The sequence below is a fragment of the Bullifex porci genome (genome assembly GCF_009695635.1).
GTDB lineage: Bacteria > Spirochaetota > Spirochaetia > Sphaerochaetales > Sphaerochaetaceae > Bullifex > Bullifex porci.
This window is the reverse complement of record NZ_VUNN01000008.1, coordinates 33353-48640: the sequence shown is the minus strand read 5'-3', so window position 1 is coordinate 48640 and position 15288 is coordinate 33353. Positions and strand designations below refer to the sequence as shown.

Annotated in this window: 15 protein-coding genes; 4 read left to right on the top strand and 11 right to left on the bottom strand. The window is 34.0% G+C overall.

Translation table 11 applies throughout. The annotated features are described in order from the left end of the window. Positions 1-29: 29 nt before the first annotated feature. The 3 genes from gpmI to lgt are packed head-to-tail and all read right to left on the bottom strand — an operon-like array spanning position 30 to position 4442. Positions 30-1676, bottom strand: a complete 1647-nt coding sequence (gene gpmI, locus FYJ80_RS05545) for a 2,3-bisphosphoglycerate-independent phosphoglycerate mutase (RefSeq protein ID WP_154425206.1) — start codon at positions 1674-1676, stop codon at positions 30-32. 38 nt (positions 1677-1714) lie between these two features. After that, the gene (locus tag FYJ80_RS05540) at positions 1715-3493 is read right to left on the bottom strand and encodes an aminopeptidase P family protein (protein ID WP_154425205.1); all 1779 of its coding nucleotides are present in this window, start codon (positions 3491-3493) and stop codon (positions 1715-1717) included. After that, positions 3477-4442 carry a prolipoprotein diacylglyceryl transferase gene (lgt, locus tag FYJ80_RS05535; RefSeq protein WP_154425204.1) on the bottom strand — a complete coding sequence of 322 codons (966 nt, stop codon included), beginning with the start codon at positions 4440-4442 and terminating at the stop codon, positions 3477-3479. The genes FYJ80_RS05540 and lgt overlap by 17 nt, the downstream gene beginning before the upstream one ends. Before the next feature lie 85 nt (positions 4443-4527). On the opposite strand from lgt, the gene FYJ80_RS05530 reads away from it, so the two are divergent. The 3 genes from FYJ80_RS05530 to FYJ80_RS05520 all read left to right on the top strand — a co-directional run bounded on the left by FYJ80_RS05530 (position 4528) and on the right by FYJ80_RS05520 (position 7974). Then, a complete protein-coding gene (locus FYJ80_RS05530) occupies positions 4528-5967 on the top strand; it encodes a S41 family peptidase (protein WP_154425203.1) in 1440 nt (479 codons plus the stop codon). Next, positions 5968-6705, top strand: coding sequence for an RsmE family RNA methyltransferase (locus tag FYJ80_RS05525; protein ID WP_154425202.1), 738 nt, complete (start codon positions 5968-5970; stop codon positions 6703-6705). Positions 6706-6879: 174 nt separating this feature from the next. Further along, entirely contained in the window at positions 6880-7974 is a 1095-nt protein-coding gene (locus FYJ80_RS05520; RefSeq protein WP_154425201.1) for a sigma-54-dependent transcriptional regulator, read from the top strand. Positions 7975-8475: 501 nt separating this feature from the next. On the opposite strand, the gene murA is transcribed toward FYJ80_RS05520, so the two are convergent. Then, the gene (gene murA, locus FYJ80_RS05515) at positions 8476-9759 is read right to left on the bottom strand and encodes a UDP-N-acetylglucosamine 1-carboxyvinyltransferase (RefSeq protein WP_154425200.1); all 1284 of its coding nucleotides are present in this window, start codon (positions 9757-9759) and stop codon (positions 8476-8478) included. Between the two features lie 81 nt (positions 9760-9840). Here murA and FYJ80_RS05510 point away from each other — a divergent pair, with 81 nt between their 5' ends. Continuing rightward, the gene (locus FYJ80_RS05510; protein WP_154425199.1) at positions 9841-10833 is read left to right on the top strand and encodes an adenosine kinase; all 993 of its coding nucleotides are present in this window, start codon (positions 9841-9843) and stop codon (positions 10831-10833) included. On the opposite strand, the gene FYJ80_RS05505 is transcribed toward FYJ80_RS05510, so the two are convergent. From FYJ80_RS05505 to rpmH, 7 genes are all read right to left on the bottom strand, one after another. Beyond that, the gene (locus FYJ80_RS05505) at positions 10830-11108 is read right to left on the bottom strand and encodes a hypothetical protein (RefSeq protein ID WP_154425198.1); all 279 of its coding nucleotides are present in this window, start codon (positions 11106-11108) and stop codon (positions 10830-10832) included. The two genes, FYJ80_RS05510 and FYJ80_RS05505, sit on opposite strands and share 4 nt — an antisense overlap. Before the next feature lie 103 nt (positions 11109-11211). Next, complete coding sequence (gene rbr / locus FYJ80_RS05500) at positions 11212-11754, bottom strand: rubrerythrin (protein WP_154425197.1); 543 nt, start codon at positions 11752-11754, stop codon at positions 11212-11214. Further along, positions 11735-12148, bottom strand: a complete 414-nt coding sequence (locus FYJ80_RS05495) for a Fur family transcriptional regulator (protein ID WP_154425196.1) — start codon at positions 12146-12148, stop codon at positions 11735-11737. The genes rbr and FYJ80_RS05495 overlap by 20 nt, the downstream gene beginning before the upstream one ends. Positions 12149-12244: 96 nt before the next feature. Then, positions 12245-12907 (bottom strand): RNA-binding cell elongation regulator Jag/EloR, encoded by a 663-nt coding sequence (jag, locus tag FYJ80_RS05490; protein WP_154425195.1) that lies wholly within the window; start codon positions 12905-12907, stop codon positions 12245-12247. A gap of 14 nt (positions 12908-12921) precedes the next feature. After that, a complete protein-coding gene (yidC, locus tag FYJ80_RS05485) occupies positions 12922-14673 on the bottom strand; it encodes a membrane protein insertase YidC (RefSeq protein WP_154425194.1) in 1752 nt (583 codons plus the stop codon). 82 nt (positions 14674-14755) lie between these two features. Beyond that, on the bottom strand, positions 14756-15112 hold the full coding sequence (gene rnpA / locus FYJ80_RS05480) for a ribonuclease P protein component (RefSeq protein WP_154425193.1): 357 nt from the start codon (positions 15110-15112) through the stop codon (positions 14756-14758). After that, positions 15093-15260, bottom strand: a complete 168-nt coding sequence (gene rpmH, locus FYJ80_RS05475; RefSeq protein ID WP_154425192.1) for a 50S ribosomal protein L34 — start codon at positions 15258-15260, stop codon at positions 15093-15095. The genes rnpA and rpmH overlap by 20 nt, the downstream gene beginning before the upstream one ends. Positions 15261-15288: the final 28 nt, after the last annotated feature.

Here is a 15288-nt window from a genome sequence, read left to right as displayed (position 1 = left end):
ATGTGCCGTTCTATTAAATTATTACCCTATTAGTTTAATGTAATTACAGAAGGATCGTAATCTTCTGGTGCATCATAGCCAAGTAGGTTCATAAGTGTTGCAGGAATTGAAGAAATACCTAAGCCACTCTTTAACTCCTTACTATACTCACCGTTATATGCTGAATCACAAATGATACATGGAACTGGATTGAGTGAGTGAGAGGTCTTACTCTTTGGCTCTCCATCCTTCTTAAGCTTTAAGGAACCATCCTTACCATGCTCATACATATCATCTGCATTACCATGGTCAGCTGTTACAACCATTACACCACCAGCTTTCTTTATTGCATCCCAAATTCTTCCAATTTGAAGATCCATAGCTTCCATTGAGCATACTACTGCTTCAAAAACACCTGTGTGTCCAACCATATCACCATTAGGGAAGTTGAGCTTGATAAGATCCCACTTACCGCTTTCAACCTCTTTGATAACTCTATCAGCAATTTCTGCACACTTCATCCAAGGTCTTTCTTCAAAAGGAACGATATCAGAAGGAATTTCAACATACTCTTCTAACTCTTCATTAAACTTACCAGTCTTATTACCGTTGAAGAAATATGTAACGTGACCGAACTTCTGAGTTTCTGAGATAGAGAACTGCTTTAGACCTGTAGCACAGAGATACTCTGCCATAGTTCTATCAATTGATGGAGGAGAAACTAAGTACTGTGCAGGAACATGTAAGTCTCCATCGTATTCCATCATACCTGCATATTCTACATTTGGCTTTCTCTTTCTATCGAACTCTTTTAAATCCTCTGCTTCAAAAGCCTTTGTGATTTCTAGGGCTCTATCACCACGGAAGTTAAATAGAATTACAGAGTCGTTATCCTCGATTGTTCCAACTGGCTTACCGTCCTTTGCAATAACAAATGGAGGTAAATCCTGGTCAATAGCGCCTGTTTCAGCTCTAAGAGTTTCAATTGCTTCATGTGCAGATGCAAATTGTCTACCTTCTCCAAGAACGTGTGTTTCCCAGCCCTTTCTAACCATATCCCAGTTAGCATTGTAGCGGTCCATTGTAATTACCATTCTTCCGCCACCTGAAGCAATTTGAGCATCAAAGGATGCATCGTTTAAGCTCTCAAGATACTCAACAAAAGGATCAAAATACTCTAATGCTGACATTTCACCAACATCTCTACCATCTAATAGTGCGTGTATTCTTACCTTCTTAACACCCTCTTGCTTAGCTTCCTTTACCATTGCCTTAAGGTGATCAATGTGGGAGTGGACATTACCATCTGATAACAAACCGATAAAATGGAGTGTTGATGAGTTCTTCTTGCAGTTTTCAATAAGCTTAACCCATGTAGCACCCTTAAACATATCTCCTGATTTAATTGAGTTACTTACAAGAGCTGCACCCTGTGCGAAAACTCTACCACAACCCATTGCATTGTGACCAACCTCACTGTTACCCATATCTGCATCTGATGGTAGTCCTACAGCAAGGCCATGAGCCTTAAGCTTTGTCCATGGATAGTCTTTATATAATCCATCTAAGCTCTTTGTCATTGCACGAGCAACAGCATCACCATCTGAATATTTACCGAAACCTACGCCATCCATGATGACTAATACGACAGGACCCTTTCTTGTAATCTTGCCATTTTTCTTTAATGCTTCAACCATTTGACTTTCCTTTTATTTACTTTATTCTATATATTTATCTATTCTCTCTCAAGTGGAGAAGTAGCACTTTCAAGATAAGCTTTAGCACTCTCATCTACAAGGCCAATTAATTCCTCTTTTATCCACTGATGATAAGCATTGATCTGCTGGATCTCACTATCATCAAGATACTTTAAATCAATTAGCTTTTTCTCATAAGGAACCATTGTTAATACCTCAAAGGCTAGGAATTGACCAAACTCTGTTTCAATATAATCATCAACAGCTATAAGGTTTTCAATTCTAATTCCGTGTCTTCCTTCCTTATATATACCTGGTTCATCAGAAACTATCATACCCTTTTCTAGAGCAACATCGATTGGCTTTCCAGAAATATTCATTGGACCCTCATGGACATTTAAGTTAAAGCCTACTCCATGACCGGTTCCATGGTAGAATGTCATACCTGCCTGCCACATATATTGCTTAGCAAGAACATCTAGCTGATAGCCCTTTGTACCCTTATAAAAGATCTGTCTTGCAAGAGCAAGGTGTCCCTTTAAAACAAGAGTATAATCCTTCTTTTGTTCAGCTGTAGGAGTACCGAAGCAAAGAGTTCTTGTTATATCTGTCATACCATAGTAGAACTGTGAGCCTGTATCTAGAACTAATAAGCCATCACTATCAATCTTCTTTGAAGACTCAGGAGTTGCACTATAGTGACACATAGCACCATGCTCTTTAAAGCCAGAGATAGGATTAAAGGATGGTCCTAGATAGCCTTCAAGACGTTCTCTTTCCTTTTCAAGTAATGTTGAAACTGCAATCTCATCTAAAGATCCATCTGGAGTTGTATTTAGCTTTGATAAGAAATTAATAAATGCAACACCATCCATTAAGTGGCTTCTTCTCATACCTCTAAGCTCTATTTCATTTTTCTTTGCCTTTAGATCTGTTGTGATATCACGGCCTTTAATAGATTCTTCCTTATCTAAAAGAGATGAGAATGCCATATTAACTCTTTCAGGGTTATAATATGAAACACCGCTAATTAAATCCTTTAAATCTGTATATGCACTTTCATATGGCTTAATAATGAAATCCTTCTCACAAATGGCTCTTACTTCATCTGTAAATCTTGAAGGAGAGGTAAAGAGATAAGCCTTATCCATAGAAATGTAAGCAAATGCCATAAATACAGGATTACACTTAATATCATCACCTCTTAGGTTTGTGAGCCATGCAATATCATCAATTGATGAAATAAATGTATTATCTGCACCTCTTTTCTTTAATTCCTCACGAACCTTTTTAAGCTTATCACAGCTATCAAGTCCACAATATCCAAGAGGAACACTTCTTAGTGTTGAGTTAGGAATTGCTGGTCTATCATCCCAAATTTTATCTAAGAGATCTTCACTTGCAACAAAGCTAATACCCTTCTTTGCAAATCTTTTCTTTAATGTATTGAAGGATTCAATATTAATGCCACACTCCTCTGTTGCGACACAGGAGCCATTAGCCATATTATCCTCAATATATTTATAAGCATCAGGATTATCATCAATATCAAGCTTAATCATTCTAAAGCAGGTTCCCTTGATCTCTGCTGCTGCTTGAATAAAGTATCTTGAATCTACCCACAAAATAGCCTCTGTCTTTGTAACTAAAACAGTACCTGCAGAGCCTGTAAAACCACTAATAAAAGCTCTTGTTCTCCAACGAGGAGCTACATATTCACTCATGTGAGGATCTGTGCCTGTGACAAGGTAGGCATCATATCCTTTCTCTTCCATCAATGCTCTTAATGCTTTAACTTTCTCATCGATGCTTAACATTTTCTTTTCTCCTATTAACAATAAAGAACACAATGATAGCAAAAGCCATCATTAAGAGGCAGAAAATCTGTCCCTTCGAGATATTTAAAAACGACTGGAAAATCGCAATGTTATCACTTTGCTTTCCCAGTGCAATAACATATCCAATATTACTATCTGGCTGTCTCATATACTCTATAAAGAATCTGAAAAAGCCATATCCAAACAAATAGAATGATAGCATAGAACCTGGTTTTAGCCCTCTTTTCTTGATCAAAGGACGACAAATAAACCATAATATAAGCCAAAGTACTATACCTTCGAATAATGCCTCATATAGCTGTGATGGGTGTCGTGGAAGATTTACATATTCACCTAAGGTATATGTAATGCCACACTTATCGCAAAGCTCTCTTACCCATTCATAGTTAGTTGAAAATCTCTCTGCACCAGGGAAAATCATACCCATAGGTGATGTTGTTACTCTTCCATAAAGCTCTGCATTAATAAAGTTTCCAAGGCGACCAAAGGTATAACCTAGAGGAATACCAGCACATGCTGTATCTGCAAGTAAAAAGAAGTTTTTCTTCTTCTTTTTTGCAAACCATATTCCACCAAGGATTGCGCCAACAACACCACCATGGTAGCTCATTCCAGGAAGACCAACAAAGGATCCATTTTCAAATGGCCAGAATATCAGCCATGGATGTGTTAAATAGTATTTTGCATCGCTATAAAATAGTACAGAAAATAGATGAGCAAATATCAATAGCAGGATAATACAGTACATAAATAGAGAGTCTGTATCATCATTTGATAACACTAATAATCCATCATGCTTTACTTGATATTTAAATAGTAAATATGCAATAGCAAAAGCAACGATATACATTAAGGCATACCACCTTATAGGCAAAAAGGAAAATATCTCAGGTCTTATCCAAGTGGGATAATTTACGTAGCAAAACATAAGAAAAGTGTAGTTATCAAAAGATAATCAGTCAATCGAGAAAGGAGACTTTAATTATTAACATATTTTATTTACAATATTTATTATGCTAAAAAAGACTTTATTATCACTTATTATAATATTAATATCTGCTACTCTACTATTTGCAGGTGCTAGCAATGAGAGCACTAGCAAATCATCAAGTTATTCTTCACCTCTAGCTCAGGTTCAAGTAACAAATATTTCAGAAACTCTGCTAGGATTAAATACTCTTTATCAATATTTAAATCAAAACTTTCTTTATGACATAGATATCGATAAGGTGGAAGAGGAACTTACTAAGGCTCTTTTTAAAGCACTTAATGACCCTTACTCTGAATATATAACCGAAGAGGAAAGCGAGGAGTTTACAGAGGATATTACAGGAACCTATGTTGGAATTGGAACCTATCTAACTAAATACTCCCCTTCATATATTGATTGGGATAAAAAAGAAACCTATATGGTTGAAATCATTGCACCATTTCCAGGTGGTCCTGCAGATCGTGCGGGTATTCGTTCTGGAGACTTAATTTCTCATGTAAATGGTGAAACTGTATATGATTTAACCGCTACTGAGGCATCAAAATTAATTAGAGGTAAAAAAGGAGAGCCAATTACCTTAACAATTAATAGAGGTAATGCTGTATTTGATGTCACTCTATATCCTGAAGAAGTAACAACACCTAATACAACATCATTAATTATTGATAAAACTAATATTGGTTATATAAGTATTTCTACCTTTACTCAGAAAACTCATGAATTATTTAGTGAGGATTTAAGAAACCTAATGAATAATAATATTAAGGGGCTAATCATAGATTTAAGAAATAATGGTGGCGGTATTGTTGACTCAGCTACTATGATAGCTAATTTCTTCCTTCCAGATGGAGCGACAATTATGTCAATTCAGCATAAGGAGGGCTCTGGTAAGCAAAACTACTCTGCAATTGCATCAAATGATACAAGAAAGGTATTAAACATCCCTATAGTTATTTTAACAAATGGAGGAACAGCATCTGCAAGTGAAATATTAACTGCCGCTCTAAAGGATAATAATAGAGCTACAGTTATTGGCTCAAAGACATTTGGTAAGGGTATCGTTCAAGATTCTGCAATGTGGAAAAATGGATATATTAAATTTACAACAGCATATTACCTAACACCAAATGGAGATAATATCCACGAAAAGGGAATTGAGCCAGATATTCTAATTGAAGATCATGTATATACAGATGAAGAGATAAAGGCTTATTACAAGTTTATTGAAGATAATAGAGATGATATTAGTGCATATATTAAAGCTCATCCTGAATATACTAAAGAAAATATGGATAACTATGTAATGCTGCACTCTGATATTGATTTCCCTGAGCTTGCATTAAAACTGCTAATTAGAAATGAATATATTTACTCATTACCTTATTCTGAACGACCTAAGGTAGATACAATTTATGATAGTGCTCTTATTGAAGCTATAAGCTTCTTAGAGAAGGTAGAGTAAATGAGAATATTTATACTCGATAAAGCATATTCAGGAGAAAAGGATTATATCCTACGAAAAAGAGAAAAGGATTACCTAATTAAGGTATTACGTCTTAAAATTGGTGATGTTTTCACTTGTAGGGACACTAAAGATAATTATTATAGTGCAACTATAGTATCTGAAGATATGTTAACTATTTCTCCCTGCGAGGATATAGAAGCAACTCTACTTGATCATTTTTCTTCCTATCGTGAAAAGCTTCCACCAATTCGAGTTTACCAGGCTATATGTAAGGGTAAAAAGAATGAACAAATTATTAGAATGCTAACTGAGGCAGGTGTAGAGGAGACTATTTTTATTACCTCTACCTTTTGCCAAGAGAAAACATTTAACGACCATGATAAGCAAAGACTATATGATATTCAAAGAGAAGCTGTACAGCAAAGTGGTTCAAAAACTAAAGTTAAACCTATAAGAACTATCGATATTAGTGAGGTTGTAAAGGATTCTCCATATAAGGTTCTCTTTTTGCATCAAAGCAGCCGAGGTGATACAATTTCACTTTCAAAGGCATTATCACTAATTGAGGAAAAGCAGGTTTCTATAATCATTGGTAGTGAGGGTGGTATCTCTGACGAGGAGTGCGAGGCTTTAGAAGGCTTAGGAGCTACTCCTGTTCTTCTATCAACCAATATATTAAGAGCAGAAACCGCTGGAATCTTTGCTGTTGGCGCTATAGAAACAATTTGGTCATAGATTTTTGATTATTTTTGTTATTTTTACTATTTTTTTTACTAATTCGAAAAATTTACTTGCTAGAATGTAAAAGTGATTTTATTCTGAAAATATATTCGGGGGGATTTTTTTAAAGTTTGGGAGCTCTTAAACATCATTCATAAAAAAAAAATTTAATAAAAAAGGATAAAAAAGATGGATGACTGTTTATTATTTTCTAATAATGTTCATTACAGAACAATCATTAACAAAGCATTACAGACAAACTGTAGATTTATTAAATCTCGTGAAAATATTCTCACCGAGATAAATAAATCTGCATTCGGAAGTATAATTGTTGTGGATATCGATTCAAGCGAATTATACACACAATTATTACCGGCACTATTTGATGACAAAGATAGAAAGATAGTTTTTCTTTGTTCACCTAAGATGATGAATAATTCTATCACTTTAAAGATTGGAAATTGCATACATCTTAGAAAGCCTTTTGCAGAGGGTGAATTTTTGAGCGCTATTAACTATCAACCTTCAAAAATAGTAAATAAGAAAAAGTATGATATTGATGATTACTTTATTGGTATCTCTGAAAATGCAATCCAAGTAAAGGAGCAGGCAAGAGCCTATGCTGCATCTGGCAAGCCTATCTTCATATGTGGAGAGACTGGTACAGGTAAAGAGATAATATCTCGTTACATAACAGGAGGAGAAGATAATGCAGTTTATGTAGATTGCGGTCTTCTAAACTCTACATTAAGTGAATCGGCTATTTTTGGTGCAAAGAAGGGATCATTTACTGGTGCTGACCACGATATTACTGGATATGTTGAGCATGCTGATGGTAAATACTTAGTTTTAGATGAAATTGAAAATCTTTCACAACCAACTCAATCTCAATTATTGAGATTTATTCAGGATGGTAAGTATAGAAAGATTGGTGATTATTCTTTCATTCAAAATCATTCTAATTGTAAGCTTATTACGATTTCTAATAAGTCACCAATTTCTTTGATACAAGAAGGAAAGCTAAGAGAAGACCTTTACCATAGAATTAGCTCTCACATAATTTATATCAAGCCATTAAGAGAGAGAAAGGAAGATATTCCTCTTTTAGTAAAATACTGGGAAGACAAACAGAACTATGAAAGGAATATCGATGATTATTCATTCTTTCTTGATAATCAATGGAATGGAAATGCAAGACAACTATTTAGTGTAGTAGATTATGTTCATTACATCTCTAGGAATAGTGATAAATTTATCTATGCTCTACCAGAGTACTTTTACTAATATAAAAACTACACTATAGATATGTAAGTATATTGCATACAATTTTGGGGATTACTATTTGAAAAAATAGTTTTCCCCATATCTAATTTCAACAATAACTAGTATTTAACTACTTTTGCACATCAAAAGTTTTACTTGTTGAAAACCTGTTGAAAACTCTGTTAAAAATTGGTCCTGTTGAAAACTTTTAAACAATATAAACAATGCAAAAATTATATAATTTTTGGGTATTTTTTATAACCTTCCATTTTAATTAATTCTTTACAATATATATTATTAACATTTATTTTAAAGCTGTATTAATAAACGAATAAATTTTGTTATTTTAATGTTTTCAACAACCTTTTCAACGCCTTTGTGGAAAACTTGTTGAAAACTTGTGGAAAACCTATATCTAGTGTTTTTTTATACTTAAAGCTCTAAGTAAAAGCAATGATCAAGTTTTTCCAATTTTTGATTTTTCAAACGGATAAATATATTCTAAATGGAATTAATTTGATTTTATTCTTCTCGTTTGATATCACCACCAATAGATACTAGCTTTTCTAATAAAGCTTCATATCCACGTTCTATTTGATCTATTCTTTCTATTGTACACTTTCCATCTGTTGCTAAAGCAGCAATTACCATAGCCATTCCTGCTCTTACATCTGGACTTACTAAATTACAAGGTCTTAATCTACTCTTTCCATTTACAACAGCTCTATGAGGATCACAAAGAATAATATCTGCACCCATTCTGATTAAATAATCAACAAAATATAGTCGTGATTCAAACATCTTCTCATGAATAAGTAGAGAGCCTGTCATTTGTGTTGCAGTTACTGTCATTATTGATAGTAAATCTGCAGGAAAGCCTGGCCATGGAGCATCATCTAATTTATTTGTTACTCCAGAATAAGTTTTTGCCATCACCTTTTTTTGATTTTTAGGGATGTATACGCTATCTTTAAATATCTCAAAGGTAATACCTAGCTTATCAAAGCCAAGCTGTAGAGGTCTTAAAAATCTAGTATCAACATGCTTTAATAAAAGCTCGCTATCTGTAGCAGCAGCTAATCCAATAAAGGATCCTGTCTCCATATGATCACTAACTATAGTATGGTCTGTTCCAAATAGTCTTTCCTTACCCTTTATTTTTAAGAAGTTTGAACCTATTCCTTCAATTTCACTTCCCATCTCATTAAGCATTTCACATAGATTTTGAACATGTGGCTCACAAGCAGCATTGTAAATAGTACTCTCTCCAAAGGCTAAGGCTGCTGCCATAATTACATTCTCTGTAGCTGTTACAGATGCTTCATCTAAAAATATTGAGGCTCCCATCAATCTTACTGGAGGAGTTAATATTAAATAGCCTCTTTCATCTACAGCGCAATCTACACCTAATGAGGATAATCCTAAAAAGTGAGTATCTAATCGTCTTAAGCCTATTACATCTCCTCCTGGAGGTGGAATTATAACCTTTTCACCTCTAGCTAGAAGTGGTCCAGAAAATAGTATTGATCCTCTAACACTATCAACTAATGCTGGATCTAAGCCATTAAACTTAACATTTGAATTTAACTCAACTGTATTTTTATCAACTCTCTTAACATCTGTTCCCAGCTGCTCTGTTAGAGATAGCATTACAGATACATCTAGTATGTTAGGAACATTTCTCAAGGTTACTTTTTCATCTGTTAATAAAGCAGCAGCAATACACGGAAGTGCTGCATTCTTATTACCACTTATATTAATTTCACCCTTTAAAGGCTTTCCACCCTTTATAACATACTGACTCATAGATAAAGTTTATCATGTATCCTTTTCTTTTGCATTGGTAAGTCGTTGTTTTATAACTCGACCTGTTTTATACTTTTCATCATGAGCAAGATTTATGGTATTGGAAACCCACTAATTGATATTTTATCAAATATTACTAACGATGATTTAAATGCCCTTAATTTATATAAAGGCACTATGCACTTAATTGATAAGCAAAGACATAGGGAATTAATTGATTATCTTAAGAGTAAGCAGCTTGTTTATTCACCTGGTGGTTCCTGTCCAAATACCATGGTAACTCTTTGTTCTCTTGGTATTCCAACTACCCTAGCAGGTGGAGTTGGTAAGGATGAGCTTGCAAACGTTTATAGAGCTAAATTAAAGGAAATAGGCGTAAAGGATGATTTAATCTCATATGATGAGCCTACAGGTACCTCTATTATCATGCTAACAGATGATAAAGAGAGAACAATGAATACATTCTTAGGCGCAAATAAGTGCTTTGATGCTCCTAATGTTAATTTAGATAGTGTTAAAGGCTCAGATATATTCTATTTCACTGGATATATGTGGGATACAGAACCTCAAAAGAGAGCTATTAGAAAGGTTTTAGCTTTTTGCAAAGAGAATAACATTAAGGTTGCCTTTGATATTGCAGATCCTTTTGCTGTTGGTCGCTATAGAGCTGATTTCTTAGATTTAATTACAAACTACTGTGATATTGTATTTGCAAATAGTGAAGAGGCTAGATATCTTTTTGATAACTATGATGCATATGAATGCTGTAAGAGCATGGGAAAGCTTGCAAATATTGCTATTGTAAAGAATGGAAAGAAAGGCTCCTACGTTTCAGATAATAGAGTTATAACAAAAATTGATGTACAAGGATCAGCTACTCCTGTTGATACTACAGGAGCAGGAGATACATATGCTGCTGGCTTTTTATATGGTATAGCTAAAGGCTGTGATAGCAAAACAGCTGGTATGATAGCTTCCTTCCTTGCAGGAGAAATAATAAGTCAAATTGGTGCTCAATTCACAAAGGAAAAAAGCTCTGAATTAAGAAGCTATATAGAAAAAACTTACCTTTAAAGCCAAATAAAGATGCTAAATATAAAAAAGATGAACATCAGTGCAATAGAGGAAATACATAATCCTACTATGCCACAGATAAATCCTACCTTAGCATCATTATCTATATGTCTGTATTGATTTCCTTTAACGATTGCAATGATACCTAAAATAAAACCTACCAATCTAGAAAAGGTGAAGGCAAATACAATTGAAAGAATTCCTAAAATTAATGGAAGAGTTCCTTCATCTCCTTTTCTTCTATTGTCTGGTTCATTTGAATAATATTCTGCCATTACTTTACTCCTTAGAAATAAATATAATATTTAATTCCTAATTGTAAATAAAAAAGAGAGTATCTGATATCATCAAATACTCTCCTACTTAAGAAACTAATTATTACCAGTTCTTTGCTGCAATCTCAAAATATGATTGTGGATGTGCACAAACAGGACATACCTCTGGAGCTTTTTTTCCAATAACAATGTGACCACAGTTAGAACACTTCCAAACCATTTCATTATCCCTTGAGAAAACAAGACCATTTTCTACATTGCTAAGAAGCTCAAGATATCTCTTTTCATGCTCAGCTTCGATTTTAGCAACACTTCTAAATAATGCAGCGATCTGAGTAAAGCCTTCCTCATCTGCTTCCTTTGCGAATGTTGCATACATATCTGTCCACTCATAGTTTTCACCAGCTGCAGCTTCTTTTAAGTTCTCTGCTGTAGAAGCAATCTGACCATTTTCCTGTAAGAGCTTGAACCAAATCTTAGCATGCTCTTTCTCGTTATCAGCTGTTTCTTCAAAGATTTTTGCAATCTGAACATAACCATCTTTTTTAGCCTTTGAAGCAAAGTATGTGTACTTATTTCTTGCCTGGCTCTCACCTGCAAATGCTGATTGTAGGTTTTTTTCTGTCTTACTTCCCTTTAATTCCATTTTTCTTCTCCTTCTCATAACATTCTTTACAAATACCAGTAAGGAATAATTGACTCTTTTCTACTAAGAAATTCATCCTTTGTAGATGACAATTAACCTTTAATGAATCATCTAAATCGATATCAAAAAGCTTTTTACAAACCCTACAATATGCATGGTGGTGCTCATCTATTCTAACATCGAATCTATCTGGTTCATTTCCAGGCATTTGAATTTTACTTATTTCATCAAGCTCAGATAGTAGGTTTAAATTCCTATAAACTGTACCTTTACTGATATTAGGATTATTTTCAATGACACAATTATACACATCCTCTGCTCGCGGATGATTACAGAGGGTATATACTGCATTTAATACTTCTTCTCTCTGCTTTGTATTTCTTATATCCTTCATATAAATCCTTATCAATAATTATTACTAATAATATTATTAAAACTTTTTAGATGTCAATAATTATAAAAATACCGATCAAATGATCGGTACTATCCTTTATTTGTTTTTAACAGGAATAATTCTAACCTGCTTATAAAGACCATCACCTTCGCTCTTTGTCTCTACACCATTAAAATCATTTAATGCTGTATGAATTAATCTTCGTTCGAAAGGATTCATTGGTTCGAGTAACTTACTCTTTCCTGTCTTTCTAACATATTCAGCATTCTTAAAAGCATTTCTCACAATATACTCTTCATGCCTCATACGATAGTCTTCACTATCAATAATGATTTTATAGTCCTCATCAAGCTTTGCTGCATATACATTTGCAAGAAGCTGAATAGCATCAAGATTCTTACCCTTTCTACCAATAATAATTGAAGAATTAGGACTATCAATATTAAAGCCAAGCTTAAGATCCTTTCTAAAATTAATATTGACCTTACATTCATAGCCCATCTTGGTAATTAAGTTTTGAATGAACTCAAGAATCTTTTCTTCATTCTCGCTTTCACTTGAAAGAACCTCATTTGAATAGGTTTCCTCTGATACAGGCTCAGGAATATGTACTCTTATTTTTACACTACCTCTTTTAAATAGTGTTTTTTTATGTTGATCGATGATTTCAACATCAAAATCATCTCTTTCTAGACCTAACTCGCTAATAGCCATATCTATGGCTTCTTGCTCAGTCTTTCCTTCAAATTCTCTTATCATTATATAATCCTTTTTTACTTTCTCTTTTTGCTTTTGAACTTAACATTTTTACTTTCATTTTTAGTAATCATCTCTTCTTCAAATTGCTTCTTTTTCTTTGCATTCACATAGATTTGCTGAATGATAGAAATAGCATTAGTTACAGTCCAATATACTAGCAATCCTGATGGTGCATTATACAATACAAAGAAGAATATTATAGGCATTCCATATGTCATAAAGTTCATCATTCCTGCCTGAGAAGAATCTGTAGCACCAGATTGAGTAATCTTCATAGAGAAGATCATTGAAACAGTATAGATGATAGGTAATAAGTGAATTTGATTACCAATTAAAGGAATGTTAAATCCTAATGTAAATACTGTATCTGGAATTGAAAGATCAGGGATCCAACCAGGAATAAACATAGCACCACGAAGCTCGAAGTGGTTATTTAATAGTCCGTAAAGTGCAATGAATACAGGGAACTGGATAAGCATTGGAAGACATGAGCCCATTGGGTTAATACCTTCTTCCTTATATAGCTTAGCCATTGCTGCATTAAGTGCATTTGGATCATCAGCATACTTAGCCTTAAGCTCTTCTAGCTTAGGATTTAGTGCAGACATCTTTGCTGTTGATTCCATACCCTTCTTGCTTATTGGTTGTAGCATTAGCTTAATTAATAGTGTGAGGATAATAATAGCTACACCATAGTTTGGAATAACCTTATAAATTAATGTTAATACCCACTTAAGAATTGTCTCAAGCCATCCAAGCCATGTAGAGCTATCCATTACCTTTGCAAGGTGTAGGTTTGTAAGCTTAAAGGTATTATCATTAGCAATATCATACTTATTTAAGTAAGAAGTAAGCTTTGGGCCACAATAGAAGCTATAAAGATCTGTAACACTAGATGAGGAAATACCATTTCTTGTTAAGTAGAAGGAGTTCTCCTGCTTTTCCTCAGTATTTTGTGTAAATTTAACAGAATAATCAGCTTCGCTTGCTGGAATACCCATAATAGTAAAGTACTTACTTGCTAAAGCTACCCATGAAACACTTTCATTTACTGTTGCTACACCATTTTTAAAGCTTACATTTTTCTTACTGTTTTTATCACTAAGCTTGTAATACATTCTTCTATAGTCATAGTTACCATTTAAGCTTTCAAACTCTGGTCCAACCTGTGGCTCAACACCAATTGTATATACAGTAAATGGAAGAGCATTGCCATCTAGAGAATTTAATGTTACTGCAATTTGGAAAAGATACTCCTCATCCTTAGCAAATGCATATTTCTTAATAATTTCATATTCTCTACCACTTTGTTCAAATACCTGTGAGAATATTACTAAAATTAAATCATCTCTTTCTTCAATGCTATGACTAAAGGCCTCTGTAATTGGCTTTGAAGTATCATTTGATTGATACATTAAGAATGCATTACCCCTATTTCCATCCTTTAAAAGAATTTCTACAGGTTCCTTTGATGTATCAAGATGCTTCTTCATCTTAATACTGCTAACAGAAGCACCATATGGATCAAAAGTAACTGATAGTGCATCTGTTTCTACTGTAAATGGCGATGTATCTGTTACTTGATTTTTTGAAATAACTGGTTCTGTAATTATTGAACTTATATTCTCTACTGGTACAACCTCTTCAGTTGTTGTCTCAGTTTGAGTAATAGTATTTTCCATTGGGAAAAATACAGTTTGTACTGTCATACCAACTGTAATTACTATTACAGATAAAATAATCGCAATGATAGTATTCCTATCCATTATATCTCCTTTGATGATGGCCCGTAGAATAATAGGAAAGATAGGAATATGAACTCTGCAAGATGAGGAAAAGGAACAATTCTCAATTTATTCTGTCTAAAAGAGAGTAAAATTTAGACTCAAGCAAAGAAAAACTGAGAACCTTTCCAGGATATACTACTAAGGCGATATCATGACTTTTTCTATTTTCTGAAGCATCTAGCATTACCCTATTAGGATACAACCTAAATAATTCCTTACATCTTCGCCTTAATTTATTTCTTTCGACTGCGTTGCCATAATGCTTTGCAGGAATAATGATGAAACGATCGAAATTACAGTTGTTCTCTAAAAAGGCTAATCGCATTCCCATACAAGAAATATTTTTTCCTTGCTTGAAAATGCGATCTATATCCTGCTTCTTACGAATTATCTCTGTCTTAGAAAGGCTTCTTCTCATCAGAAACTGTTAAGCTGTGTCTGCCCTTTGCTCTGCGGCGAGCAAGAACTAAACGACCACCCTTAGTAGCCATGCGTGCACGGAAACCAAAAGTTCTATTTCTCTTTACTTTACTTGGCTGATAGGTTCTTTTTCCTTTGTAACTCATGAATATACTCCAATATTTTTCGCATTAA

What these genes read in the sequence shown, in the direction of transcription:
- gpmI (WP_154425206.1), bottom strand. Translation starts at nt 1,676, where the DNA reads ATGGTTGAAGCATTAAAGAAAAATGGCAAGATTACAAGAAAGGGTCCT.
- FYJ80_RS05540 (WP_154425205.1), bottom strand. Translation starts at nt 3,493, where the DNA reads ATGTTAAGCATCGATGAGAAAGTTAAAGCATTAAGAGCATTGATGGAA.
- lgt (WP_154425204.1), bottom strand. Translation starts at nt 4,442, where the DNA reads ATGTTTTGCTACGTAAATTATCCCACTTGGATAAGACCTGAGATATTT.
- FYJ80_RS05530 (WP_154425203.1), top strand. Translation starts at nt 4,528, where the DNA reads ATGCTAAAAAAGACTTTATTATCACTTATTATAATATTAATATCTGCT.
- FYJ80_RS05525 (WP_154425202.1), top strand. Translation starts at nt 5,968, where the DNA reads ATGAGAATATTTATACTCGATAAAGCATATTCAGGAGAAAAGGATTAT.
- FYJ80_RS05520 (WP_154425201.1), top strand. Translation starts at nt 6,880, where the DNA reads ATGGATGACTGTTTATTATTTTCTAATAATGTTCATTACAGAACAATC.
- murA (WP_154425200.1), bottom strand. Translation starts at nt 9,759, where the DNA reads ATGAGTCAGTATGTTATAAAGGGTGGAAAGCCTTTAAAGGGTGAAATT.
- FYJ80_RS05510 (WP_154425199.1), top strand. Translation starts at nt 9,841, where the DNA reads ATGAGCAAGATTTATGGTATTGGAAACCCACTAATTGATATTTTATCA.
- FYJ80_RS05505 (WP_154425198.1), bottom strand. Translation starts at nt 11,108, where the DNA reads ATGGCAGAATATTATTCAAATGAACCAGACAATAGAAGAAAAGGAGAT.
- rbr (WP_154425197.1), bottom strand. Translation starts at nt 11,754, where the DNA reads ATGGAATTAAAGGGAAGTAAGACAGAAAAAAACCTACAATCAGCATTT.
- FYJ80_RS05495 (WP_154425196.1), bottom strand. Translation starts at nt 12,148, where the DNA reads ATGAAGGATATAAGAAATACAAAGCAGAGAGAAGAAGTATTAAATGCA.
- jag (WP_154425195.1), bottom strand. Translation starts at nt 12,907, where the DNA reads ATGATAAGAGAATTTGAAGGAAAGACTGAGCAAGAAGCCATAGATATG.
- yidC (WP_154425194.1), bottom strand. Translation starts at nt 14,673, where the DNA reads ATGGATAGGAATACTATCATTGCGATTATTTTATCTGTAATAGTAATT.
- rnpA (WP_154425193.1), bottom strand. Translation starts at nt 15,112, where the DNA reads ATGAGAAGAAGCCTTTCTAAGACAGAGATAATTCGTAAGAAGCAGGAT.
- rpmH (WP_154425192.1), bottom strand. Translation starts at nt 15,260, where the DNA reads ATGAGTTACAAAGGAAAAAGAACCTATCAGCCAAGTAAAGTAAAGAGA.